We start from the raw sequence: 23,872 nt of genomic DNA, 5'->3' as shown, positions 1-23,872 counted from the left end.
GGAAGCTCAGTCGGCGTTGAGCCGTTCGAGCGCCACGGCAGGGTCGACATCGAGCGGCGGCCACGTCATGTTGAAGTTCTTCATCGTGCAGCGCAGCAGTTCGGAGACGACCATGCGCGAATACCAGCGGTGGTCGGCGGGAATGAGGTACCACGGCGCGTACGGGGTGCTGGTGCGCTCGAACACGTCCTGCCAGGCGGCGATGTAGTCGTCCCAGCGCTCGCGCGCATCCAGGTCGGACGGGTCGAACTTCCAGTACTTGCGCGGGTCCTCGAGCCGCTTGATGAAATGCTGGCGCTGGGCGGCCTTGCTGGACACCAGGTAGATCTTGATGATCTGGCATCCCGAGTCGACCAGGCCCTCCTCGAAGCGGTTGATTTCGTCGTAGCGCTTCTCCCACACGTCCTTCGGGAACGTGCCGTAGACATGCGGCATGACGATGTCCTCGTACTGCGAGCGGTCGAAGATGGAAATCCAGCCCGGCGCCGGCAGCTCGCGCTCGATGCGCCACAGGTAGTCGTGGTTGAGCTCCTCGCCCTTGGGCGCGCCGAAGCCATGGTAGTGGATGCCCATCGGGTCGACCTGGCTGAACACATGGCGCACGATGCCGCCCTTGCCGGACGCGTCCATGCCCTGCAGGATGATCAGCACGCGCCGCTTGGCCCCGTGCAGCCCGTTGGCGTACATCAGCCGCTGGTAGCGGGAGATCTCGGTGGCGGACAGCTGGATGAACCGTTCGCATTCCTTCTTGTCGCCGTAGAAGCCGGGAGTGGCGCCGGCGTCGATGTCGGCAAGCCGCGTTCCCGGCCGGTAGACGAGCATCTGCGCCGGCGGCAGCGTGAACACCGATGAGAGCAGGTCGCTGGATTTCGCCGCTTCGGACAGCCGCTCGGCCTCCGAGCCCTCCTCCATCTTGGGGGCGCGCTGCGCCACCTTGTCGATCGTCTTGGCGACCTTCGTCGCCTTCTTCGTATGCTTTGCCTTGTCCTTTGCCATAGCTCACGATTGTATTGCCGCATTCATGGGGCGCCACGCGAATACCCGCCCAACGAACAAATGGAAAGCCCCCTCATGCCAGAGGGGGCTTTCGATGGACCGGATCCTTCCGGAACGGCCTTCGCCAGCAAGCGCCGGCTACTTCTTCGGCTTGTCCTTGTCCTTCTTCGGCGCGCCGAACGCCAGCTTGAGCGGATGGGGTTCGGCATCCCGCTGGCTTTGCGGCTGGGTTTCGTCGAAGCCCTGCATGTAGCGGGTGCGGCGCCAGCCGTGGATCGAGGCGTTGGTGCCGCGATGATGCACGTGGTAGAGGCGCTGCGAGCCGCCCAGCGGGCGCTCGCCTTCCTGGGCCACGGCGATCTGGTTGACGTTCGACGGATCCATGATCGCGATCGGGGCGATCGGCTCCATTTCGGTCGGCGCCGCGGTCATGCGCTGCATGCGGCTGGGCAGCCATTCGGCCAGGCGGCTCAGCAGCCAGCAGACGATGAAGTAGATGACGGCGGCCACGACGAGCGTCTGCAGGATGTTGAAGTACATCGAGCCAAGGCGCCGCGCTTCCTGCAGCAGGTCGGTGTACATGATGATCGAGCCGAGTGCCGTGTCCTTGAGCACGACGACAAGCTGCGTGACGGCGGCCGGGAGCATGGCGTAGATCGCCTGCGGCACCTCGACGCTCATCAGCGTCTGCGTACGCGTCAGGCCCAGCGCCAGGCCCGCTTCATGCTGGCCGTTGGGCAGGTTGCCGACGCCCGAGCGGATCAGCTCGGCGACGACGGAGCCGTTGTACAGGATCAGCGAGATGACGACGGCCCAGTAGGAGGGGCTCGCGAGCCCGGCGAACGCGAACCAGCGCCAGAAGAAGATCATCATGATCAGCACCGGCACGGCGCGCGAGAATTCGATGACGATGGCGCACACGCCCTTGACGATCGGGTTGGGCACGAGGCGCCCGACGCCGAACACCAGGCCGAAGATCACCGAGCCGATGACGGCGACGACGGCGGCGCGGATGGTGGCCCACAGGCCCGGCAGGTAGAAGTCGTTCCACGCTTCCCATTCCAGCGCCGGCTTCCACAGCTCCCAGCTCAACTGGTTCTCGCCGTCCGGCGGATTGTGCAGGCGCATGAGGATCAGCACGATGATGACGGCGAACACGATGCCGGCGATCCAGTTGGCGACGCGGATGCGCTTGAGGGCCTTGGGGCCCGGCTGGTCGAACAGCACGCTGCTTTCGTTTGCACTTGCCATGGCGCGTTACCTCCTCACCGCAAGCTTGTTGGACAGGTAGGTCGTCAGCAGGCCGATCGGGATGATCATGATGACATAGCCGAACGCGAAGATCAGGAAGATCTGGATGATGACGTCCGGGCGATATTCGATCATTTCGCTCATCAGCGACGACGTTTCCGTGGCCACCGACGCCGCCGCGGCGACGGTCGAGTTCTTCAGCAACGCGATCAGCGTGTTGCCCAGCGGCGCCACGGCGCCGCGGAACGCCTGCGGCAGGATGATCTCGGTGGCCGACTGCATGAAGCTCAGGCCCAGCGCGCGCCCGGCTTCTGCCTGGCCGAGCGGCACCGTGTTGATGCCGCTTCGCAGCGACTCGCAGACGAACGCCGCCGTATACAGGCTCAGGCCTACCACGGCCAGCCAGAAGAAGTTCGTGCTGAAGTTGTCGGAGAAGCTCAGCTTGAGCTGCGCGAATACGCCAAGCACCATGAACACCATGATGATCGTCAACGGCATGTTCTTGAACAGCTCGACGTAGCCGCCGGCGATGTGGCGCAGCGACGAAATCGGCGAGATGCGCATCATCACCAGGATCACGCCGAGAATGGTGGAGAACAGCGCGCTCCACAGCGTCAGCTCGATGTTGACGAGGAACGCGCCCGGGATGTTATAGGACTGGAAGAGTTCGACGAATGCGTGCATGGCTCACTCCCCCTCGTTCGGCGTCGGCGGGTTGTATTCGGGGTTCGGCGTGTAGTCGGTCCCTTCGGTGTTCTCCTGGATGGCGCGTTCCCACGAGCCGTCCTGGATCATCTCCTCGATGGCCGCATTGATCTTCGTCGCCAGCTCGGTGTCGCCCTTCTTGATGCCCACGCCGTAGTATTCCTGCGTGAACGGCTTGCCGACGACCTTGAGCTTGCCGCGGGACGCGGAGGCGAGGCCGGCGAGGATGATGTCGTCGGTCGTCACGGCGTCCACGATGCCCGAGAACAGTGCCGTCGCGCACTCGGCGTAGCCCGGCTGCTCCATCAGCTGCACTTCGTTGGCGAACTTTTCCTTGACCGTCGTCGCGGAGGTCGAGCCGGTCACCGAGCACAGGCGCTTGCCGTTGAGGTCCTGGGGACCCTGGATGGAATCGTCGTCGGCGCGCACCATCAGGTCCTGGCCGGCCACGAAATACGGGCCCGCGAAGCTCACGGCCTGCTTGCGCGCGTCGGTAATCGAATAGGTGGCGAGGATCATGTCGACGTCGCCGTTCTGCAGCATCGCCTCGCGCTGCTTGGACGGCGCTTCCTTCCATTCGATTTCCGATTCGGAATAGCCGAGCTTCTTGGCGATGTACGTCGCCACGTCGACGTCGAAGCCTTCATAGGTGCCCGACTTCTTGAAGCCGAGGCCAGGCTGGTCGAACTTGATGCCGATCGTGATCTTCTTCTCGTCGGACGAGGATCCGCAGGCGGACACCCCCACGACGCAGGCCGCCGCGCACAGCAACGCGACGCCCTTGCGCAGCAGCTTGCCCAGCCGCTTTGGTGATTGATTCATAGAAGTTCCTTCTTGCAGGCGGAAAAACCTTGGGGATACCCGGCATGGCGCTCCGCCCCCTCTTCTCTCTCATGGCGGGGGCCGGACGGAATGCAGGCCGGTAGCGACGGCACGGAAAAGCCGTCAGTGGGTGAGGATCTTGGACAGGAAGTCCTTGGCGCGCTCGGTCTTCGGATGCTCGAAGAACTCGTCGGGCGTGCCTTCCTCGAGGATCTGGCCGTCGGCCATGAACACGATGCGGTCGGCGGCCTTGCGCGCGAAGCCCATTTCGTGCGTGACGCACAGCATCGTCATGCCTTCCTGGGCCAGCTCGACCATGACGTCCAGCACCTCGTTGACCATTTCCGGGTCGAGGGCCGACGTCGGCTCGTCGAAGAGCATGACCTTGGGGTGCATCGCCAGCGCGCGGGCGATGGCCACGCGCTGCTGCTGGCCGCCGGAAAGCTGGGCCGGCATCTTCTCGGCCTGCGTGGCGACGCCGACGCGCGACAGGAGGTCCATCGCCTCGCGTTCGGCAGTGGTCTTGTCGATGCCGCGGACCTTCATCGGGGCCAGCGTGACGTTGTCGAGGATCGTCTTGTTGGCGAACAGGTTGAACGACTGGAACACCATGCCGACTTCCGCGCGCAGCTGCGCAAGCGCCTTGCCTTCCTGCGGCAGGGGCTGCCCGTCGATGCGGATGACGCCGGAATCGATGGTCTCCAGGCGGTTGATCGTGCGGCACATCGTCGACTTTCCGGAGCCGGAAGGCCCGACGATGACGAGCACCTCGCCCTTCTTCACTTTCAGGTTGATGTCCTTGAGGACATGGAGATTGCCGAAATGCTTTTCGACATGCTCAAGCTCGACCAGGTACTTGGGGTCCTGCCCGAGGGGAGCGTTCTGTTCGGTTAGCTGAGTCATAGTGGGTCAGTATATAAGGTCGTTGTAACGAACGAATGAATCCGAAGCGACCGGCCCGCGGCGCCGGTCCTTCCCGTCGCCACTGTAGCGCCGACGGCGGCAACGCGCCACCGCCGGCATGGGGAGATTATGCAAAGGTTCAAGATTGCGTCGCTGCCTTGCGCCCCGCTCCATCCGCGCCGCCAACCGCCCTGGCCTGCCGCCGGCAACGCAAACGGCGCGCGCACGGCAATGCCGCACGCGCGCCGGACCCGCACGCGCCGCCTTCCAGCGGGCGGACGCGCCAATCAGTCCTTGAGTCCCGCGAGGAACTGCACGGCTTCGTTGAGCGCAAGCTGGCGGTCCATGCCGTCGAAGGCGTGGGTCAGGTCCTCGAACACGCTGGCGGTGCAGCGCGCCATCGCCTTTTCGTAGTTCTTGACGACCGGGGTCTTGAGCACCTGGTCGTGCTTGCCCTGGATGGCCAGCGCCTGGCCCTTGAACAGCGCGGCCGCCTCATAGACCGGCAGCATGCGGTTGATGCGCACGAACTTGCCGTCGACGCTGGCCTTGCCGCCATCAAGCTCGATGTCGTCCGGGATGCGCACCGGGTCGTACGCGACGCCGAGCAGCTCCCCCTTGAGCGCGTCGTTCTTGATGTTGGCCGCCGGCGCGAGCATGACCAGGCCCTTGATGCGTTCGTTTTCCAGCCCGGCGACGATGCCGGCGATGACGCCGCCGAGGGAATGCCCCAGCAGGTAGACGCCGTCGACGTCGTCCATGGCCTCGACGTAGCGCAGCACGGCCAGCGCATCCTCGGTTTCGTTGAACACGTCGGCGTTGGCGAATTCGCCCCCGGAGCGGCCATGCCCGTTGAAGTCGAAGCGCACGGCCTTGAAGCCGGCGACGGCCAGCTTCTCGGCGAGCTGCTGCAGCAGGGAGCCGCCGTCGTACCCCGAGTCGCCCATCATGCCGTGCATGAGGATGACGGCCGGCTTGCGGCCCGTCCCCTCTTCGTCGATGCGCACGTGGATGGCCACGCCGTCGCGTTCGATGTCCGTTTCGTCATACCGATGTTCCATGGCAAAAGCCCCTTCCGTTTACGCATCATCGTAAACGGCAAGGGGCTTTTGCGCCGACACAGAAAACCGCCCGGCAGGGTGGCGCCCGGTATCAGTCCTCGTCTTCGTCCGGGTCGTAGTCGACGCCGGTTTCCGCACGCTGCTCGTCGGAAATCGGGGCCGGCGCGCCGGTCAGCGGGTCGCGGCCGCCGCCGGCCTTCGGGAAGGCGATGACGTCGCGGATCGAATCGGCGCCGGCAAGGATGGCCGCCGTGCGGTCCCAGCCAAGCGCCAGGCCCGCGTGCGGCGGCGCGCCGTACTTGAAGGCCTCGAGCAGGAAGCCGAACTTGTCGTTGGCTTCCTCTTCGCTGATGCCGAGCACGTCGAGGACGCGGTCCTGGATGTCGTCGCGGTGGATACGCACCGAGCCGCCGCCCATCTCGTTGCCGTTGCAGACGATGTCGTAGGCGTCGGACATGGCGTGTTCCGGATCCTTGTCGAACGTGTCGATCCAGTCCTTGCTCGGCATCGTGAACGGGTGGTGCATGCTCGTCCACTTCGAATGGCCGACGGCGACGTCGTCGTCATCGGGGTCGTCGGTGGGCTTGAACAGCGGGAAGTCGACCACCCAGGTGAACGCGAAGTCGTCGGGCTTGAGCAGCCCCGCGCGCTCGGCGAGCTCGACGCGCACGGCGCCCAGCAGCATCTGGGAGGATTCGCGCGGGCCGGCGGCGAAGAACACGGCATCGCCTTCCTCGGCGCCGACGGCGTCCATCAGGCCGGCGCGCTCCGCTTCGGAGAGGTTCTTGGCGACGGGGCCCTTGAGCTCGCCGTTCTCGCCGAACACGACGTAGGCCAGCCCCTTGGCGCCGCGCTGCTTGGCCCAGTCCTGCCATGCGTCGAACTGGCGACGAGGCGTAGCGGCGCCGCCCTTGAAGAGCACCGCGCCGACATAGGGGGCCTGGAACACGCGGAACGGCGTGTCCTTGAAGTACTCGGTCAGCTCGACCAGCTCGTTGCCGAAGCGCAGGTCCGGCTTGTCGGAGCCGTACTTGTCCATCGCGTCCTTCCAGGTGATGCGCGGCAGCGGCAGCTGCACGTCGTATCCGGCGGACTTCCAGATCGCCTGGATCAGGCGCTCGGTGACGGCCATGACGTCTTCCTGGTCAACGAACGCCATCTCCATGTCCAGCTGCGTGAACTCGGGCTGGCGGTCGGCGCGGAAATCCTCGTCGCGGTAGCAGCGGGCGAACTGGTAGTAGCGTTCGACGCCCGACACCATCAGCAGCTGCTTCAAGAGCTGCGGCGACTGCGGCAGCGCATACCAGGAGCCGGGCACCAGGCGGGCCGGCACGACGAAGTCGCGCGCGCCTTCCGGCGTGGACTTGATCATCGTCGGCGTCTCGACCTCGAGGAAGCCCATCTCGTCGAGCACGGTGCGGGCGGCCTTCATCATGTCGGAGCGCAGCTTGAGGTTCTTCTGCATCGCCGGGCGGCGCAGGTCGAGGTAGCGGTACTTCAGGCGCACGTCCTCGCCGGGGAGCTTGTTCTCGCTCTCGTTCTCCAGCGCGGTGGAGACCTGGAAGGGCAGCGCGTCGGACTTGGCCAGGATGTCGATGCGGTCGGCGACGACCTCCACCTTGCCGGTGGCCAGATGGTCGTTCTCATTGCCTTCCGGACGCAGGCGCACCTCGCCTTCGAGCTCGATGACGTATTCGCTGCGCAGCGGGCGCGCCATCTCCTCGTCGTAGATGACGGCCTGCACGAGGCCGGAATTGTCACGCAGGTCGATGAAGGCGACCCCGCCGTGGTCGCGGCGGCGGTCCACCCACCCGGAAAGCTTGACGCGCTGGCCGACGAGATCCTCCGTCACGTCGGTCGCATGGTGTGTACGGTAAGCCGACTGGCTCATGCTCCCTCACTTTTGTGTCGATAATCGGTATGCTGCCCCGTTGCGGGGACGCTGGAAACAATAATCTAGTCCCAGCCGCCGAAAGGGGCGGCCGGGAAGGCGCTACTGGCGGATCGTGACGCTCTGCTCGGCGTAGACCGGCTCCGGCTCCCAGGTAGCCGCGTCGGCAGCCTGCTGCTCGCCGGTGACGATGTTCTTCACCTCGTCGCTCTCGGCGCCGTCCTCCGTCGCGTTCGCCGGGAACCATACGTACGGAATGCCGAGCTTGCTGGCGTACTTGATCTGCTTGCCGAGCTTGGCCGCGGTCGGGGCCACGTCCGCCGCGATGCCGCGCTTGCGCAGCGCGTCGGCGATGGCGTTCGAATCGGGACGGTCGTTCTCGTCCCACACGGCGACCATGACGGCGGCCGGCGAGACGCGGGTCGCTTCGGCGCCCGCCGTATGCAGCATGTACGACACGAGGCGCGACAGGCCGATGGACAGGCCGACGCCCGGGTACTTCTTGCTGCCCTGCGTCGCCAGGTTGTCGTAGCGGCCGCCGGAGCACACCGAGCCGAGCGATTCGGCGCCTTCCAGGAACGTTTCGTAGACCGAGCCGGTGTAGTAGTCCAGGCCGCGGGCGATCTTCAGGTCCGCGATGACGGAGCCCGGACGGATCTTCGCCGCGCCGTCGATGATGTTGGCGAGCGTGTCGAGGCCGTCCTTGGCGAGCCTGTACGCGTCGGTATCGAAGCCGATGTGGTGGATTTCGCACAGCGCGTTGAACCGGTAGGTCAGGTCGGTGCCGTTGTCGGCGGTCAGCTGCGCCAGCTCGAGGCAGGCGTTCGCCTGGTCCGCATCCGCGCCGCACTGCTCGATGAGCAGCTCCTTGACGGCGTCGGCGCCGATCTTGTCGAGCTTGTCGATTTCGCGCAGCACGCCTTCGATGTCGCTCAGGCCCAGACCGCGGTAGAAGCCTTCGGAAAGCTTGCGGTTGTTCGCGTGCACCGTCGCCTTCGGCAGGCCGAACTGGCGCAGCTGCTCGAGGGCCGAGACCATGACGAGCGGGCATTCCACCTCGTAGTGCTCCGGCAGCTCGCCGTTGCCCACCACGTCGATGTCGGCCTGGACGAATTCGCGGAAACGGCCTTCCTGCGGGCGTTCGCCGCGCCATACCTTCTGGATCTGCCAGCGCTTGAACGGGAACGCCAGGTCGCCGGAATGCTCGACGACGTACCGGCTGAGCGGCACGGTCAGGTCGAAGTGGAGGCCGAGGCGCTCCTCGACCGGGGTGTCGGACTCGTTGCCGACGTCCTGCAGGCGCGAGAGGAGGTAGATCTCCTTGCTCGTCTCGCCTTTCTTCAGCAGGCTCGAGCCCTGCTCGACGGCACGCGTTTCAATGCCGATGAAGCCGTTGAGCTCGAAGACCGTACGCAGCGTGTCGATCACGCGCTGCTCCACCACGCGTTCGGAGGGGAGCCATTCTGGGAAACCTGAAATCGATGCACCTTTTGCCACGTTTTCCTATAGTAGCCCAGCGCGTGCCCCGCGCCGCCGCGGCCGCCGCTGGCTATCCGCAAGCGGTCGCCGCATGGGCATTGCGTTGGGTATCCCGCGCTATCGGGGGCGACGAATAGACTGGTATGGTGATTGGGCTGCGCCGGAGCCGAGCGATGGCGCCACGCCCGACCCTTCGAACATGCTAAGGAGCTGACCATGGCCGAAACTACCGCCGCAACCGAAACCACCAAGCCGGGCGCGCCCACCCCGGCAAGCCTCAAGTCGCACGCCCCCTCCCCCGCCGCCTTCGCCAAGGCGCCCCATGCCGCCGCCAAGCCGGCCGGCGCCGGCTATTCGCAGGCCGACATCGAGAAGGCTGAATCATTCGGACGCGTCGACGACAACGGCACCGTATACGTGCGCGAAGGCGACGGCGAACGCGAGGTCGGCCAGTTCCCCGACGCGTCCAAGGCCGAAGCGCTGGCGCTGTATGCGCGCCGCTACCTGGATCTCAAGGCCAAGCTGGCCATGTTCGCCAACCGGCTCAAGTCGAACGCCGTCAAGCCGCGCGAAATCAACGAAACGCTCGCCACCCTCGCCGACGAGGTGGCCAAGCCGGACGTCGTGGGCGACATCGACGCCCTGCACGCCGAATTCGACGCGCTCAAGAAGCAGGCCGAGGAACGCAAGATCGCCATCGCCACCGCGCACAAGGCCGCCGTGGAGAAGGCTACGAAGGAACGTCTCGCCATCGTCGAGGAAGCCGAGAAGCTGACGGCCAGCCTGGGCGAGAACACGAACTGGCGCAACACGGCCGACCGCTTCCGCGAGCTGTTCGACCAGTGGCAGGAGCACCAGCGCACCAGCGTGCGCCTCGACAAGCCGGAGGCGGACGCGCTGTGGAAGCGCTTCTCCACGGCCCGCACGACGTTCAACCAGTCGCGCCGCAAGTGGGCGCAGGCACGCGACGCCGAACGCGCGGCCGCCCGCAAGGCGAAGGAGCAGATCATCGCCGAGGCCAACGAAATCAAGGACTCCACCGACTGGGGCGCCACGAGCCGCAAGTTCAACGACCTGATGAACCGCTGGAAGCAGGCCGGCCGCGCCGGGCGCAACGACGACGACGCGCTGTGGAACCAGTTCCGCGAGGCCGCCGACACGTTCTTCAACGCGCGCCAGGCGGACCGCGACCAGATGGATTCGCAGGAGAAGGACAACCTTGCCAAGAAGGAGGCCCTGCTGGCCAAGGCCGAGGCGCTGCTGCCGGTCAAGACGGAGGCCGACGCGAAGAAGGCCCGCGCCGAGCTCGCGAAGATCCAGGAGGAATGGGACGCCATCGGCTACGTGCCGCGCGACGACATGCGCCGCATCGAAGGGCGCCTCGACGCCGTCGACAAGCAGATCAAGGCCGTCGAGGACTCCGCGTGGAAGCAGAAGGATCCGGAGGCGGATGCCCGCAAGTCCAGCTTCTCCGAGCAGCTCAACGCGCAGCTCGCCGAGCTCGACGAGAAGATCGCCGCCGAAACGGACCCGAAGAAGAAGGCGAAGCTCGAAGCCGAGAAGGCCACGAAGGAACAGTGGCTCAACGCCATCAAGTAGGCCAGCGCTGCGGCTCCTGTCCGGGGCGCCGCAGCTCCTGCCGCCCCAGCGACGGCGCCCAGCCACTGGCGCAGTCCCCGGGCCGCCCGGTACGGCTCCGTAGAAAACGATAGGAAGGCCCCCGCTTCAAGGAACAGCGGGGGCCTTCCTGCGTGTCAGCCCGTGAGTGCGGTGCTACTTCGTACCCGTTCTGCTTGCGATGCTTGATGCAGCCCGTTCAGCCCGTGGTTGCGGGGCTTACTCGAACATCACCAGGTTCGGATCCTGCAGCGGATCCTCGTACTTGGTGCCGTCGTAGACGAGGAACACGCCGTCCTGCATGTGCTTGCCGGAAAGGTGCTCGACATTGGTCTCGTCGATGGAGTTGACCAGGCTCTGCACCTTGTCGCCCTCGGCGAGGAAGGCCGCCGTGTTGAGCGCCGCCTCCTTCTCGTCGTTGACCGGCTCGAGCACGGAGGTCGCGTAGGCCTTGAACAGCGTCGCGATGGCGGACTTCTTCGGGTCCATCGCCTCGCTCGGCGCCTGCTCGAGCTCGACGAACTGGAAGCGGATCCAGTCGAAGACGGTGGCGCGCGCAATCGCCAGCAGCGGCGTGCGGTACGACGCGATCTTCAGTTCCTCGCGCATGTTGGCGACCGTTTCGTCGGTGGCGTCGCCCTGGAACTCCACTTCGCCGCCCGTCGTCAGCTGCTTTTGGATCGCTTCGGCCGCCAGCTTGACGAAATCGGCGCCCAGGAACGACACGCCGCGCGTGTCCGGGAAGTAGCCGCCGTATTCCGAGGCCGTGCGTTCGGTATAGACGTCCGCAAGGCTCTCCGGGTCGATATCGGTGCCGTTGACGCCGTCGATTTCAAGTTCGCTCATCATCAATCCCCTTCACGAGACTTTTCATTCGTTCAGGGCCAGCTTACCTACGCAAGATTGGGACGGCGCCTCTTTTCAACGCACAGAGGAAACGCGCCGGCGCAACAGGAAAGGCCCCCGCGCCAGCGGGGGCCTTGGGATTTTCAGGGCCGTCAAGACTGCGCGGCCACCGTTGCGTTCTCGGCGTGCTCATCGCCGGATTCGGCTGGCTTGCCGTCGCCGTCCCCAGCGTCGCCGGCATCGCCGCCGTCCTCGGGCGCGGCGGGAAGCTGCTCGAACTTCTCGCCGGCGAACGTGAACGAACCGAGGATGCCCTCGCCCTGAGCGTCGACGACGATGCACTGGCCGTCCTCGAGCTCGCCCATGAGGATCTGCTCCGAAACGGCGTCCTCGATGTCGCGCTGGATGACGCGGCGCAGCGGACGGGCGCCGAGCAGCGGGTCGAAGCCCTTCTCGGCGAGCAGGTCCTTGGCCTTGTCGGTCAGCTCCAGCTCCATGTGGCGGTCGAAGAGCCGCTCGTTGAGCTGCTTGACGTCCAGGTCGACGATCTGGCGCACCTGCGGCTCGGTGAGCTGGCGGAACACGATGATGTCGTCCAGGCGGTTGAGGAACTCGGGGCGGAACTGCTGCTTGAGCTCGTTCGACACCTGGTCCTTCATGCGCTGGTAGCTCGACTCGGTGTTCGTGCCCAGGTTGAAGCCCGTGTTGGCGGCCTTCTCGATGTCGCGCGTGCCGAGGTTCGTCGTCAGGATGATGATCGTGTTCTTGAAATCGACCTTGCGGCCCTGGCCGTCGGTCAGATGGCCGTCGTCGAGCACCTGCAGCAGCGTGTTGAAGATGTCCGGATGGGCCTTCTCGATTTCGTCGAACAGCACGACGGAGAACGGCTTGCGGCGCACCTTCTCGGTGAGTTCGCCGCCCTCCTCGTAGCCGACGTACCCCGGAGGGGCGCCGAAGAGGCGCGACGCGGCGTACTTCTCGGAGAATTCCGACATGTCGACGCGGATCAGCGCGTCCTCGTCGTCGAACAGGAACTCCGCGAGCGCCTTGGCAAGCTCGGTCTTGCCGACGCCGGTCGGGCCGGCGAAGATGAACGAGCCGGAGGGGCGCTTGGGGTCCTTGAGGCCGACGCGGGTGCGGCGGATGGAGCGCGAGAGCGCGCTGACGGCCTCGTCCTGGCCGATGATGCGCTTGTGGATCTCATCCTCCATCGTCAGCAGCTTCTTCGACTCGGCCTGCGTGAGCTTGAAGACCGGGATGCCGGTGTTCTGCGAGATGACCTCGGCGATGACATCCTCGTCGACGACCATCTTGACGTCGGACTCCCCTTCTCGCCAGGAGCTCTCCTTCTCCTTGCGTTCCGCTTCGAGCTTCTCCTGCTTGTCGCGCAGTTCGGCGGCCTTCTCGAACTCCTGGTCCTTGATGGCCTGGTCCTTCTCCTTGGCGACGGAGGCGATGCGCCCATCGAGCTCCTTGAGCTCCGGCGGGGCGGTCAGGCGCTTGATGCGCAGGCGCGCGCCGGCCTCGTCGATCAGGTCGATGGCCTTGTCCGGCAGGTGGCGGTCCTGCACGTAGCGGCTCGACAGCTCGGCGGCGGACTGCAGGGCGCCGTCGGTGATCGTGACGTGGTGGTGGTTCTCGTAGCGCGCGCGCAGCCCCTTGAGGATCTCGATCGTTTCGGCGATCGAGGGCTCCTCGACCTGGATGGGCTGGAAGCGCCGTTCAAGGGCGGCGTCCTTCTCGATGTACTTGCGGTACTCGTCGGTGGTGGTGGCGCCGATCGTCTGGAGCTCGCCGCGCGCCAGCATCGGCTTGAGCATGTCGGAGGCGCCCAGCGCGCCATCGGCGGAGCCGGCGCCGACGATCGTATGGATCTCGTCGATGAACAGCACGATGTCGCCGCGCGTCTTGATTTCCTTGAGCACCTTCTTGAGGCGTTCCTCGAAGTCGCCGCGGTAGCGCGAGCCGGCCACCATCGAGCCGAGGTCCAGCGAATAGACCTGCTTGCCCTTGAGCGTTTCCGGAACGTCGCCGGCGTTGATCTTCTGGGCGAGGCCTTCCACGACGGCCGTCTTGCCGACGCCGGGTTCGCCGATGAGGACCGGGTTGTTCTTCGTGCGCCGCGACAGCACGACCATGACGCGTTCGATTTCGTTGCTGCGGCCGATGACCGGGTCGAGCTTGCCTTCGGCGGCTTCCGCCGTCAGGTTGCGGCCGAACTGGTCGAGGATGGCCGAACCGCTCTGGCGGCTCTTGTCGGCGACACCGCCTGCGTTGGCGAGCTCGCCCTTGTCCCCGTCGGCGCCGTTGGAGTTGCCGCGGATCATGTCGATGGTGGTGGACCGCAGGTCGGCCAGATCGACGTCCATCTTGATGAGCACCTGCGTGCCCACCCCTTCGCCTTCGCGAATCAGCCCGAGCAGGATGTGCTCGGTGCCGATGTAGCTATGGCCGAGCTGCAGCGCCTCGCGCAGCGACAGCTCGAGCACCTGCTTGGCGTGGGGCGTGAAGGGGATGTGGCCGTTCGGAGCGGCGTTGCCCTTTCCGATCATCTCCACGACCTGCTTGCGCGTGTCTTCCAGCGTCACGCCCTTGGAAGCGAGCGCCTTGGCGGCGACTCCCTCTCCTTCACGGATCAGCCCGAGCAGCAGATGCTCGGTGCCAATGTAATTGTGCTGGAGGGCACGAGCCTCTTCCTGCGCGAGCACGATGACGCGCCGCGCACGGTCGGTAAACCGTTCGAACATGCTTGTCCTTCCATATTGTCAATAACCCGATACACTCTACAAATCCGATGTGACGTTTATTTCCCTGCGTCTCACGGCTACCCGGCGGTTTACGCTTTCACCACAACCGGTGCGCTAGGCTTGCTAGTATCCGTTTATCCACGCCAAGGAGGTCAACATGGCCGCTTCCGAGCAGCACGGCGCCGCCGCGCCGCGCCAACCCCACGACTACTACGGGCTGAAGGCCGACATCGTCGTCGGCGTCGACGGCACGAACGAATCGTTCGGCGCATTGCGCTGGGCATTGCGCCAGGCGGCGATGACCGGCCAGAAGGTCGACGCCGTATACGGATGGACCTATTCATGGGACATGGGCCCCGAACCCACCACCGAAGCGGAGCTCAAGAAGGTGCGGGCCGAAATGTCGAACCGGCTGCGCCAGTGGGTCGACGAGGCCACCGCCGATTTCGACGTGGACGACGACCAGATCGAGCTCATTTCCATCCGTTCCTCCGGTTCGGCGGCGCTGCTGGAAATCGGCGCCAACGCCCAGCAGATCGTCGTCGGCCGGCGTTCGATGGGCCGCGTCGCCCGCTGGTTCGCCGGTTCCCTGTCGTCTTCGCTCGCCGAGGAATCCCCGGTGCCGGTCACCGTCATCCGCTCGATGGAAGACGCGGACCTGACGGTGCAGGACGAAATCGCCAATGCGCTCACGCCCGGCGACCAGCCGGTGCATTACGAGCTGCCGTCCTCGCCGGTGCCGCGCGCAAGCCGCCCGATCGTCGTCGGCGTCGACGGCTCCGACGATTCGCGCCACGCGCTGGAATTCGCCTCGTCGCTGGCGGCGCTGCACCATTCGCCGCTGCACGTCATGTTCTGCTGGCAGTTCCGCGACCTGGGACCGGTGCCCGGCTATGAAACGAGCGTGCCGCCGATGCCCGTCGCACAGCATTTCGCCGAGGAGCGCGTCACGTCGATGGTCGAGTCCACGACGATGCCTGATGGCCTCGAGGTCATTCCCGAAGCCTTCCACATCGCCGCGGGCAAGGGGCTGGTCAGCGCGTCGCGCTATGCGCGCCACCTCGTGGTGGGCTCACGCGGCCTGACCGGCCTGGATGCGCATTTCCTCGGCTCGGTATCCAAGCAGGTGCTCAGCCTCGCCGAGTGTAACCTGTCTATCGTGCATTGACATCGAGCGTCGATTCGACGGAGGGCGACGCCTCCTGCGGATCGGCGCTTTCCACCGCGTTGTCGACGGTGATGCTTGCCTGCGTCGTCTCCTCGACGGTGCCGTCGGCGTCCTCGACCTGCTCCATCAGCTCCACGTCGCCGCGTTCGTCGCGGTTGCGCTGCGCCACGATGTCGATATGCATGTCGTCGAAGGCCGGCTTCGTCTGCACCCACAGGCGGCTCGGCTCGGGCGGATCGATTTCCGAATGCTCGCCGCAGCCATGGTCGAGGGAGACGACGCGGCCGTCGTCCGGGCTCCACCGGTTGGCGCACACGCCGAACATGCGGTCGAGCTCGCCCTGGATCGGAATGAAGAAGCCGCACGTCGAGCACACGTTCCCGTCGGCCGTCTTGGTCGACAGCGACTTGGGCCCGTGTGGCCCCTCGTACCAGCGCTTCGCCGTCTGCGAACGGCCCAGGGGGCTCAGCACGTGGCGGCGCGACAGGTCGAAGGCCTGCACCGCCTCCTGGATGTCCTCGGGGCTGTCGGCGGTAGCCTGGACCTGCACGTCCCCGCTCTCCTGCACGGATGCGCCCGCCGGGCCTTCCTCGACGTCCGCTTCGGCCCGCTCGAGGATGATGTCGCTGCCCGTAGCCGTCGGCACGACCTCGGCCTTCTCCTCGACGGCCTGCGCCTCGCGCCCGGCGCCATCCTGCCCGGCTTCCTCCACGACGCTCGAGGCAACAAGGCCCTCCTCAAGCCTGGGGTCGTCGGGATCGGTGCCGATCGAATCGGTCACCGACAGGTCGGACGGCTCCAGCCGGTCCTTCCACGGCACCCACGCGGGTGGCAGCAGCGCATCGTCGGTAGGCACGAGCGTGGACTCGTCGACGGTCCAGCGCTGCGCCTGCTCGTCGTGGAACAGCGTCACCGACCATTGCCAGCCCTCGTACCCGATAATGTGAGCCTGGAAACGGTAGTCGACGACGTGGTCGCCGGCCGGCAGCTCGCCGACGTAGTCGCCGACCTGCGACGGGTCCTCCGCCGTCTCGATGGCCATCGCGCGCGCCAGCGCCTTCGGATCAAGATCGCTTGCTTCCATAGATGTCTTCAGTCCTGTACGTCGAAATCGTCGGCGACGGCACGCAGCAACGCCGCCAGCTTCCTGCTTTCGGCCGCGCCGGGATAGCGGTGGTGCCGCAATCCGTTGCCGGCCGCATCCAATAGCTTAATCAGGTCCTCAACAATGGCGGCCATATCATCGGGCTTGGGCCTGGCGGCCTTCACCATCGACGGGGGCGCCGCCAGCACCTTCACGTCCATGGCCTGCGGGCCCCTGCGGCCGTCGATCAGCGAATACTCGACCTTCACGCCTTTGTCGATCGAGTTCATGCCCTTCGGCAGCGCCGCGGCCGGCAGGAACACGTCCTTGCCGTTGGGCGCCTCGATGAAACCGAATCCCTTGCTGGCGTCGAACCAACGTACACGTCCGCTGGGCATCGTCACCTCACCTGATCCTTCTCGCTTTGCCTTGTCCTCCAACCGCCATTCGGCGCAGGCCGCCGGGCGGCCTGCGCCGAATGAGCACGGACATCCATTCTATACCTTCGGTATCCGCATCGGCCGGCAGCGTGGCCTAGCGCCGCGGCTGCTTGCCCTTGGACGCCTTCTGCGCCGGCTTGCCCTGCGGTTCGCCGCCGGGGCCCGACAGGGGCAGGAACAGCGTATAGGTCAGCCCTCCCCCGGGGCTTTCGCCGGCGCAGATGAAGCCGCCATGGGCCTTGACGACCGACAGCACGATCGCCATGCCCAGGCCGGTGCCGCCCTTTTCGCGGGCGCGCGAGGGATCCGCGGTATAGAACCGCTCGAAAATCTTCGGCAGCGATTCCGCCGGCACGCCGGGGCCATGGTCGGTGAACCGCGCCACTGCATATTGCGTGCCGCGACGGTCGACCCCATAGCGCTGCGCGGCCCTGAGGATCAGCTCGAGCGACGCCTCGTCGGGCTTCAAGCGGCTCATCGCATGCGGATCGAGGTCCACGCCCAGCACTCCCAGCGAAATCTCCACCGGGGAATCCGGCGGCGTATAGCGATGGATGTTGCCGACGATATTGGTCACCACCTGGTGCAGCTTCGTGCCATCGGCCAGCAGCGTGACCTGGGGGAAGCTGCCGGCATGGAACTGCAGTTCCGGCCCGAACCCCTGGCCGTTGACGGGCACCAGCGACAGCGTGCCCGTGGTGATTTCGCGTTCCGGGTCCAGCGCATGCAGGTCGTCGACCGAATCGTCCAGCACCGACGCGAAGGCGATCTGCTGGTTCATCGTCACGCCGCGGCCCTCATCGAGGCGCGCCAGCGACAGCAGGTCCTCCACCAGCAGCGTCATGCGCGTGCTGGACGCCTCGATATGGGCTATCGAATCGTCTGCGCGTTCCAGGGCGCCGGGCATGTCGCGCTGCATCTTGTAGAGCTCGGCATAGCCGTGGATGGCCGCGAGCGGCGTCCTGAGCTCATGGCTGGCGTCCGAGACGAACCGCTTCATCTTGTCGGTGGTGGCCTCCTGCTCGCGGAACGACTGCTCGATCTGCGCAAGCATCTTGTTCAGCGACAGGGCCAGCGAGCCGACCTCGGTGTTGGACGGGGCCGGCGGGATGCGCTGGCTCAGGTCGCCGGAGGCGATCTTGGCTGCCGTCTTCTCCATGCGCTTGAGCGGGCTGAGCGCACGCTGCACGGCGATGCCGCCCAGCACCGCGCCGAGCAGCACGACGGCGATGCCGACCAGCACGCAGAACTTGGTCAGCGTATTGACGGTGTCGATCTGGTTGCTCAGCGACAGGCCGATATAGACGTAGCCGACGTCCTGCACCGAGCCGCTGTCCGTCTTCTGCACCCAGGTCAGCGCCACGACGCGCCAGGGCGCTTCGGCGTTCTCGAGCGTCGCATGGTCGGGCGTCGTGGACGTGTCCTGCAGCGACACGACGGCCGGCGTCGTGAACGGCACGCCGATCTGGTGCCCTTGCAGGTCGCCGTTGTCGGGCAGCGACGGGCTGGAGATGACGCCGCTCTTGTATATCGGCTGCACGAGCACCTGGCTGCGTCCCTGGTACTTGTTGTAGGCCTTGACGTAGTAGCTCGTCACGCCGTTGGAAAGGTTCGGGTTGCTGTCCAGCAGGTCGGTGTTCTTGAACACCAGCTCGGCCTGCTGGATCAGCTGCGTGTCGGTCTTGTCCATCAGGTAGTTGCTGACCAGCTCGCGGATCGACAGGGAAATCCCCGTCGTGCCCAGCGCGAGCAGCACGATGATGATCGACACCAGCTTGGTGCTCAGCGAAACGCCGCCATCGCCTCCCGTGCGGGAGGCGTCCGCCTGCGCGCCTTTGGCTGCCGCCGCGGGGCCGCCTGCATGCGGCTTGCGGGGATGTGCGGCCCCGAACGACATGGTCCCTCCTCGGTGAATTCGTCAGTTCTTCGGCGCGCGGATCATGTAGCCGATGCCGCGCTTGGTCTCGATGAGCGGCTTGACCTTATGGGTGGTGCCGTCGGGATCCGTGACGGTCACGTCGTCGATCTTCTTGCGCAGGTAGGAGATGTACGATTCGACGATTGCCGCGTCCCCGCCCCAGTCATACTGCCAGACATGGTCGAGGATCTGCGCCTTCGACAGCACGCGACCTTCGTTGTCCATCAAGTACAGCAGCAGCTTGTATTCGGTGGGGCTCAGGTCGATCTGCTTGCCGGCACGGGTCACGTCATGCGAATCCTCGTTGATTTCCAGGTCGCCGACCCTGATGATCGGGTTGTCCTCCACCTGTTCGTGCGTGCGGCGCAGGATGGCGCGGATGCGGGCGACCACTTCCTCGAGGCTGAACGGCTTGGTGACGTAGTCGTCGCCGCCCACCGTCAGGCCCATGACCTTGTCCTGCGTATCGTCGCGCGCCGTGAGGAACAGCACGGGGGCGTTGATGCCCTCCTGGCGGATGCGGCGCGTCACCGTGAAACCGTCGATATCAGGAAGCATCACGTCAAGGATGATGAGGTCGGGCTGCGTCTTCTCGATGACCTCGATGGCTTCCGAACCGGAAGACGCCGTGGCCACCTCGTAGCCTGCGAAATGCAGGGAAGCGACGAGCAGTTCGCGGATGGAGGGTTCGTCGTCGACGACAACAAGCTTGGCTTCAATTGGCTTACTCATGCTGTTCATCTTCGGCCAGCAAACTTGGAGCTTCCTGAACATCCGCTGACGACGCGCCGCCATCGGTGCTTTCACCGCGAGCCTTGACGGTATCGCCGTTGCCCTCCTCATCGCCGTTGCCGGCATCAGCGGCGTTGACCGCATCGCCGCCCTTGCCGTTGCGGACGCCATCGGCACCGCCCTTGCGGCCGTCCTTGCGGCGCTTGCGTCGCGGCTTGCCGGTCTTCTCTTCCTCGGGCACATGGCTTGCCGCATGCCACACGGCCCCGGGGCCGGCCTTCTCGAAGTCTTCGATCGTGCGCGTATCGGCATGGCGCCCGACCTTCTTCTTGTGCTTGCGGCGCCACACGATCATGAAGACGATGATGGCAACGATCAGCACCAGCACGATGACGAGCACGATGATGCCGACATGCGACGTCGCCTTCGTCGTCGCCGTCTGCTTGGCGGTCTCTATCGCCGACATCATGTCGATGGCCGACTGCGCCCAGTCGGGCTTCTGGGAATCGTCGGAATCGAGGATCGGCTTGAGGGCCGCGTCGGTAATGTCGTCGACCGTCGCGGAGTTCTTCAGCCATTCGTCCGAATTGGACGACACCGCCACGACGAGGTTGCCGTCGTTCGACGCCACCGCCAGCATGACGGTATTGGGCGCCGGGTCGAGGGAGTCCAGCAGGTTCGAGGCCCATTGGGAGGGCTTGAGATCGGTATTGAAGGAGGCCAGGTAGAGCAGGCGTACCGTCACGCCGGTCTTGTCCTTCGTGCGCTTGATGGCGTCGCTTACGCGGCTCAGGTCGCTGCCCAGCAGGTTCTGCGTATCGGTGATGTTGGAGGTATCCGCGGACTGGGTGGCCGTACTGGGGCTTTCGCTGTCCGACGGGCTGGCCGTTTCGTCGGCCGTCGCCGGCAGCGTGGCCGCCATCAGGCCCAGCGCCATCGCCAATGCGGCAAACAGGGCCACGGCCTTCGCCATCCATGCCGCAAGGGCGTTGCGTTGTGGACGACACGGGTTGCCATCCACAGCCTTGGGGCTGCCTTCGGTTTCATGCTCATTCGACATACCCTCCACAGTAGCGGCCCGACACGCCATGCGCCGGCCGCTCCACCGGCGGCGATCGGCATGCACGGGCGCCCCGGCCCCCACCACAACGCTCGAAAGGACAGCATCATGGCACAGTATCAGGTAGATTCGCAGCGCATCCAGTCGGCAAGCGCCGCCGTCAATGCGTCGGTGGCCTCCATCCGGGAGGCCGTCAACGGCATGTACGTCAATCTCAACGCCCTTGCGGAGGTATGGACCGGCTCGGCGGCCTCGCAGTTCTCGTCGGTAGCCGCCAACTGGCGCTCGGCGCAGCAGCAGATGGAGCTTTCGTTGGACGCCATCCAGCGGGCCCTTGCGCAGGCGTCCTCCGTCTACGAGGAGGCCGAGCTGCAGGCATCGCGCCTGTTCGCCCAGTGAACGCGGCGCACGGTACCGTAAGACGGCGGCCAACTGCACGCCCCGCCTGTTCGCCCAGCAAACCGCGCGCATAGACGCGGGAAGGCCCCGCCGCATATGCGGCGGGGCCTTCTCTGGATGCGTCGGTGGTACTGACGGATCGCGTCCGATCAGTAGCCCATGTCGGCGCCGGCGGCAGGCGCGGCTGCCGGCGGTTCCGGCTTGTTGGCGACGACGGCTTCGGTGGTCAGGAACAGGCCTGCAATCGAAGCGGCGTTCTGCAGCGCGGAACGGGTGACCTTGACCGGATCGGTGACGCCGGCCTTCATCAGGTCCTCGTACTGGCCGGTAGCGGCGTTCAGGCCCTCGCCCTGCGGCAGGTTCTTGACCTTGTCGTAGACGACGTCGCCCGACAGGCCGGCGTTTTCGGCGATCTGCTTGAGCGGGGCTTCGATGCCGCGGAACACGATGGAGGCGCCGGTCGCTTCGTCGCCTTCGAGGTTCACGTCCTTCTCGGCCTTTTCGGCAGCCTGCACCAGGGCGACGCCGCCGCCGGGCACGAGGCCTTCCTCAATGGCGGCCTTGGCGTTGCGCACGGCATCCTCGATGCGGTGCTTGCGTTCCTTGGCCTCGACTTCGGTCGCGGCGCCGACCTTGATGACGGCAACGCCGCCGGCCAGCTTGGCCAGGCGTTCCTGGAGCTTCTCGCGGTCGTAGTCGGAATCGGTGTTCTCGATCTCGCCGCGGATCTGGGCCACGCGGGCCTCGACCTCTTCCTTGGAGCCTTCGCCGCCGACGATCGTCGTCTCGTCCTTGGAGACGATGACCTTCTTGGCCTGGCCAAGCACGGACAGGTCGATGGAGTCGAGCTTGAGGCCGACTTCCTCGGAGACGACCTGGCCGCCGGTGAGGATGGCCATGTCCTGCAGCATCGCCTTGCGGCGGTCGCCGAAGCCCGGGGCCTTGACGGCGCAGGACTTGAAGGTGCCGCGGATGTTGTTGAGGATCAGCGTCGGCAGCGCTTCGCCGTCGACGTCCTCGGCGATGATCAGCAGCGGCTTGCCCGTCTTCATGACGAGCTCGGCGATGTGGATGATGTCCTGCTGCGAGGAGACCTTGTTGGAGGTCAGGAGGATGTAGGGGTCTTCGAGCACCGCGGTCTGGTTCTCCGCATCGGTGACGAAGTACGGGGAGATGTAGCCCTTGTCGAAGCGCATGCCCTCGGTGAACTCAAGGTCCAAGCCGAAGCGGTTGTTGTCCTCGACGGTCACGACGCCGTCCTGGCCGACCTTGTCGAGCGCCTCGGCGATCTTCTCGCCGACTTCCGGATCGGCGGCCGAAATCGTCGCGGTGGCGGCGATCTGCTCCTTCGTCTCCACCGGCTTGGCGGCGGCGACGAGTTCCTTGACGATGGCTTCGGTGGCCTTTTCGACGCCACGGCGCAGCGGGATCGGGTTGGAGCCGGCCACGACGTTCTTCAGGCCTTCATGAACCAGGGCCTGGGCGAGCACCGTTGCGGTGGTGGTGCCGTCGCCTGCGACGTCGTCGGTCTTCTTGGCGACTTCCTTGACCAGTTCGGCGCCGATGCGTTCGAACGGATCCTCGAGGTCGATCTCCTTGGCGATGGAAACGCCGTCATTGGTAATGGTCGGGGCGCCGTACGTCTTGTCGAGCACCACGTTGCGGCCCTTGGGGCCAAGGGTGACCTTGACGGTGTTGGCGAGCTTGTCGAGGCCCGCGAGCATTCCCTGACGTGCTTCCTCGTCATATTCGATGATTTTTGCCATATTGTTCTGTTCCTCCACGCTGGCTTAGCTGGATACGTTGCCACCCGAGCTTGTGGCGTGTTTCCGGCCGTCAGCTACCGGATTATCACTCCGCGCCTTCGAGTGCTAACTCGTGAGATTAGCACTCTCGGTGCCCGAGTGCCAACTTTCGCCGCCGCGTTTCGCCGCGGGCCTTCCGCGCCAAGGCAACAGACACCTCGCCGCGCCGTGTCGCCGCGCGTTCGCTACGGGAAATCTTCCGGGACTGCGCGAGTAAGAGGCGACGTTGCCCCTACGCCACCAGAGCGGCCCGCGGAATGCCCCTCGGCACGCGCAAACGCATGCAGAAGCCCTTACCGATCCCCGGCGCGGCCCTAGCGCCGAATCCGCTTCGGCTACACAGTCGCCGCATCGGCGTGTCGTGCCGGCACCCCCGCAAACTCTTTTTCCCTACCTCATCGGTGGTTTTTTACCACCGGATAATTATTTTTTGCGAATTGTAACCTATTTTTACATCATAGAAGAAAAACTACACAAAACGGGTATATGCACCCCAAGGCGCAATGAACCCCGGAAGATCCGGACCGGAAACGGAAAAGCCCCGGCCATACAGGCCGGGGCACCGGGCTACGGAACGGACAAACGGAACGGTCTGGTCGCTACTGGTCTATCTTCACTACATGGGTGGCCTGCGCCCCCTTGGCGGTCTGCTCCGCGTCATACTCCACGAAATCCCCTTCATTGAGGGTGCGGAAGCCGTCGGCCTCGATGACGGAATAATGGACGAATACGTCTTCACCGCCCTCGACAGGCTTGATGAAGCCGTATCCCTTGCCTGCGCTGAAGAACTTAACGGTACCCCTTGCCATGATTTCGCATTCTTTCTCTTTTGGTAGCCCGGCTGGCCCCGACGGAGAAAACCACAACACCACCCCAGTTCGCCTCCCGGGCCGCAACTGCAGTTCATTGTAATAAAAGGCATTGAAAATGAAACGCCGAAAAACCGGC

20 protein-coding genes are annotated in these 23,872 nt (G+C 65.4%); 3 read left to right on the top strand and 17 right to left on the bottom strand.

Translation table 11 applies throughout. From position 1 onward, the window contains the following. Positions 1–6: 6 nt before the first annotated feature. The 8 genes from AC1AXT_RS03595 to hisS all read right to left on the bottom strand — a co-directional run bounded on the left by AC1AXT_RS03595 (position 7) and on the right by hisS (position 9,126). Complete coding sequence (locus AC1AXT_RS03595; protein WP_476539240.1) at positions 7–996, bottom strand: PPK2 family polyphosphate kinase; 990 nt, start codon at positions 994–996, stop codon at positions 7–9. A gap of 138 nt (positions 997–1,134) precedes the next feature. Beyond that, on the bottom strand, positions 1,135–2,247 hold the full coding sequence (locus tag AC1AXT_RS03590; RefSeq protein ID WP_476539238.1) for an amino acid ABC transporter permease: 1,113 nt from the start codon (positions 2,245–2,247) through the stop codon (positions 1,135–1,137). 6 nt (positions 2,248–2,253) lie between these two features. Further along, a complete protein-coding gene (locus AC1AXT_RS03585; RefSeq protein WP_476539236.1) occupies positions 2,254–2,931 on the bottom strand; it encodes an amino acid ABC transporter permease in 678 nt (225 codons plus the stop codon). 3 nt (positions 2,932–2,934) lie between these two features. Continuing rightward, positions 2,935–3,774: a glutamate ABC transporter substrate-binding protein gene (locus tag AC1AXT_RS03580; RefSeq protein WP_476539234.1), complete on the bottom strand. Its 840-nt coding sequence runs from the start codon at positions 3,772–3,774 to the stop codon at positions 2,935–2,937. Between the two features lie 123 nt (positions 3,775–3,897). Further along, the gene (locus AC1AXT_RS03575; protein WP_476539231.1) at positions 3,898–4,677 is read right to left on the bottom strand and encodes an amino acid ABC transporter ATP-binding protein; all 780 of its coding nucleotides are present in this window, start codon (positions 4,675–4,677) and stop codon (positions 3,898–3,900) included. Positions 4,678–4,964: 287 nt separating this feature from the next. Beyond that, the gene (locus AC1AXT_RS03570) at positions 4,965–5,738 is read right to left on the bottom strand and encodes an alpha/beta hydrolase (protein ID WP_476539229.1); all 774 of its coding nucleotides are present in this window, start codon (positions 5,736–5,738) and stop codon (positions 4,965–4,967) included. Between the two features lie 91 nt (positions 5,739–5,829). Further along, positions 5,830–7,629 carry an aspartate--tRNA ligase gene (aspS, locus tag AC1AXT_RS03565; protein WP_476539227.1) on the bottom strand — a complete coding sequence of 600 codons (1,800 nt, stop codon included), beginning with the start codon at positions 7,627–7,629 and terminating at the stop codon, positions 5,830–5,832. A 102-nt stretch (positions 7,630–7,731) separates the two neighbouring features. Next, positions 7,732–9,126: a histidine--tRNA ligase gene (hisS, locus tag AC1AXT_RS03560; RefSeq protein WP_476539225.1), complete on the bottom strand. Its 1,395-nt coding sequence runs from the start codon at positions 9,124–9,126 to the stop codon at positions 7,732–7,734. Between the two features lie 198 nt (positions 9,127–9,324). Here hisS and AC1AXT_RS03555 point away from each other — a divergent pair, with 198 nt between their 5' ends. Beyond that, positions 9,325–10,707: a DUF349 domain-containing protein gene (locus AC1AXT_RS03555; protein WP_476539223.1), complete on the top strand. Its 1,383-nt coding sequence runs from the start codon at positions 9,325–9,327 to the stop codon at positions 10,705–10,707. Positions 10,708–10,944: 237 nt separating this feature from the next. Here the strand turns inward: AC1AXT_RS03555 and AC1AXT_RS03550 are convergent, their stop codons facing one another. Together AC1AXT_RS03550 and AC1AXT_RS03545 are read right to left on the bottom strand one after the other, a co-directional pair. Then, positions 10,945–11,571, bottom strand: coding sequence for a hypothetical protein (locus tag AC1AXT_RS03550; protein WP_476539221.1), 627 nt, complete (start codon positions 11,569–11,571; stop codon positions 10,945–10,947). A 152-nt stretch (positions 11,572–11,723) separates the two neighbouring features. Beyond that, complete coding sequence (locus tag AC1AXT_RS03545) at positions 11,724–14,318, bottom strand: ATP-dependent Clp protease ATP-binding subunit (protein ID WP_476539219.1); 2,595 nt, start codon at positions 14,316–14,318, stop codon at positions 11,724–11,726. A gap of 157 nt (positions 14,319–14,475) precedes the next feature. Between AC1AXT_RS03545 and AC1AXT_RS03540 the strand changes: the two genes are divergently transcribed. Continuing rightward, on the top strand, positions 14,476–15,486 hold the full coding sequence (locus AC1AXT_RS03540) for a universal stress protein (RefSeq protein ID WP_476539217.1): 1,011 nt from the start codon (positions 14,476–14,478) through the stop codon (positions 15,484–15,486). Here AC1AXT_RS03540 and AC1AXT_RS03535 read toward each other — a convergent pair. The 5 genes from AC1AXT_RS03535 to AC1AXT_RS03515 form a co-directional block, all read right to left on the bottom strand. Continuing rightward, on the bottom strand, positions 15,473–16,570 hold the full coding sequence (locus AC1AXT_RS03535; protein WP_476539215.1) for a DUF3027 domain-containing protein: 1,098 nt from the start codon (positions 16,568–16,570) through the stop codon (positions 15,473–15,475). The genes AC1AXT_RS03540 and AC1AXT_RS03535 overlap by 14 nt on opposite strands. 8 nt (positions 16,571–16,578) lie before the next feature. Next, complete coding sequence (locus tag AC1AXT_RS03530; protein WP_476540457.1) at positions 16,579–16,968, bottom strand: cold-shock protein; 390 nt, start codon at positions 16,966–16,968, stop codon at positions 16,579–16,581. A 136-nt stretch (positions 16,969–17,104) separates the two neighbouring features. Then, positions 17,105–18,907: a sensor histidine kinase gene (locus AC1AXT_RS03525; RefSeq protein WP_476539213.1), complete on the bottom strand. Its 1,803-nt coding sequence runs from the start codon at positions 18,905–18,907 to the stop codon at positions 17,105–17,107. Positions 18,908–18,928: 21 nt separating this feature from the next. Beyond that, complete coding sequence (locus AC1AXT_RS03520; RefSeq protein ID WP_476539211.1) at positions 18,929–19,660, bottom strand: response regulator transcription factor; 732 nt, start codon at positions 19,658–19,660, stop codon at positions 18,929–18,931. After that, positions 19,653–20,720: a TPM domain-containing protein gene (locus AC1AXT_RS03515; RefSeq protein WP_476539209.1), complete on the bottom strand. Its 1,068-nt coding sequence runs from the start codon at positions 20,718–20,720 to the stop codon at positions 19,653–19,655. The genes AC1AXT_RS03520 and AC1AXT_RS03515 overlap by 8 nt, the downstream gene beginning before the upstream one ends. Before the next feature lie 108 nt (positions 20,721–20,828). On the opposite strand from AC1AXT_RS03515, the gene AC1AXT_RS03510 reads away from it, so the two are divergent. Beyond that, positions 20,829–21,119: a WXG100 family type VII secretion target gene (locus tag AC1AXT_RS03510; RefSeq protein ID WP_476539207.1), complete on the top strand. Its 291-nt coding sequence runs from the start codon at positions 20,829–20,831 to the stop codon at positions 21,117–21,119. Positions 21,120–21,268: 149 nt separating this feature from the next. Here the strand turns inward: AC1AXT_RS03510 and groL are convergent, their stop codons facing one another. Together groL and AC1AXT_RS03500 are read right to left on the bottom strand one after the other, a co-directional pair. Further along, on the bottom strand, positions 21,269–22,885 hold the full coding sequence (gene groL, locus AC1AXT_RS03505; protein WP_476539205.1) for a chaperonin GroEL: 1,617 nt from the start codon (positions 22,883–22,885) through the stop codon (positions 21,269–21,271). A 638-nt stretch (positions 22,886–23,523) separates the two neighbouring features. Next, positions 23,524–23,733 (bottom strand): cold-shock protein, encoded by a 210-nt coding sequence (locus AC1AXT_RS03500; protein ID WP_476539203.1) that lies wholly within the window; start codon positions 23,731–23,733, stop codon positions 23,524–23,526. Between the last annotated feature and the right edge of the window lie 139 nt (positions 23,734–23,872).

Source organism: Bifidobacterium sp. LH_450 (assembly GCF_056356715.1).
Note: the sequence above shows the minus strand (reverse complement) of the source record. Positions and strands in the feature narration are given on the sequence as shown.

Bases quoted from the DNA above. Each gene is read 5' to 3' on its own strand.
- AC1AXT_RS03525 (WP_476539213.1), bottom strand. From the start codon at position 18,907: ATGTCGTTCGGGGCCGCACATCCCCGCAAGCCGCATGCAGGCGGCCCC.
- AC1AXT_RS03575 (WP_476539231.1), bottom strand. From the start codon at position 4,677: ATGACTCAGCTAACCGAACAGAACGCTCCCCTCGGGCAGGACCCCAAG.
- AC1AXT_RS03540 (WP_476539217.1), top strand. From the start codon at position 14,476: ATGGCCGCTTCCGAGCAGCACGGCGCCGCCGCGCCGCGCCAACCCCAC.
- AC1AXT_RS03515 (WP_476539209.1), bottom strand. From the start codon at position 20,720: ATGTCGAATGAGCATGAAACCGAAGGCAGCCCCAAGGCTGTGGATGGC.
- AC1AXT_RS03545 (WP_476539219.1), bottom strand. From the start codon at position 14,318: ATGTTCGAACGGTTTACCGACCGTGCGCGGCGCGTCATCGTGCTCGCG.
- AC1AXT_RS03590 (WP_476539238.1), bottom strand. From the start codon at position 2,247: ATGGCAAGTGCAAACGAAAGCAGCGTGCTGTTCGACCAGCCGGGCCCC.
- aspS (WP_476539227.1), bottom strand. From the start codon at position 7,629: ATGAGCCAGTCGGCTTACCGTACACACCATGCGACCGACGTGACGGAG.
- AC1AXT_RS03535 (WP_476539215.1), bottom strand. From the start codon at position 16,570: ATGGAAGCAAGCGATCTTGATCCGAAGGCGCTGGCGCGCGCGATGGCC.
- AC1AXT_RS03500 (WP_476539203.1), bottom strand. From the start codon at position 23,733: ATGGCAAGGGGTACCGTTAAGTTCTTCAGCGCAGGCAAGGGATACGGC.
- AC1AXT_RS03580 (WP_476539234.1), bottom strand. From the start codon at position 3,774: ATGAATCAATCACCAAAGCGGCTGGGCAAGCTGCTGCGCAAGGGCGTC.
- AC1AXT_RS03595 (WP_476539240.1), bottom strand. From the start codon at position 996: ATGGCAAAGGACAAGGCAAAGCATACGAAGAAGGCGACGAAGGTCGCC.
- groL (WP_476539205.1), bottom strand. From the start codon at position 22,885: ATGGCAAAAATCATCGAATATGACGAGGAAGCACGTCAGGGAATGCTC.
- AC1AXT_RS03510 (WP_476539207.1), top strand. From the start codon at position 20,829: ATGGCACAGTATCAGGTAGATTCGCAGCGCATCCAGTCGGCAAGCGCC.
- AC1AXT_RS03520 (WP_476539211.1), bottom strand. From the start codon at position 19,660: ATGAGTAAGCCAATTGAAGCCAAGCTTGTTGTCGTCGACGACGAACCC.
- AC1AXT_RS03550 (WP_476539221.1), bottom strand. From the start codon at position 11,571: ATGAGCGAACTTGAAATCGACGGCGTCAACGGCACCGATATCGACCCG.
- AC1AXT_RS03530 (WP_476540457.1), bottom strand. From the start codon at position 16,968: ATGCCCAGCGGACGTGTACGTTGGTTCGACGCCAGCAAGGGATTCGGT.
- AC1AXT_RS03555 (WP_476539223.1), top strand. From the start codon at position 9,325: ATGGCCGAAACTACCGCCGCAACCGAAACCACCAAGCCGGGCGCGCCC.
- AC1AXT_RS03570 (WP_476539229.1), bottom strand. From the start codon at position 5,738: ATGGAACATCGGTATGACGAAACGGACATCGAACGCGACGGCGTGGCC.
- AC1AXT_RS03585 (WP_476539236.1), bottom strand. From the start codon at position 2,931: ATGCACGCATTCGTCGAACTCTTCCAGTCCTATAACATCCCGGGCGCG.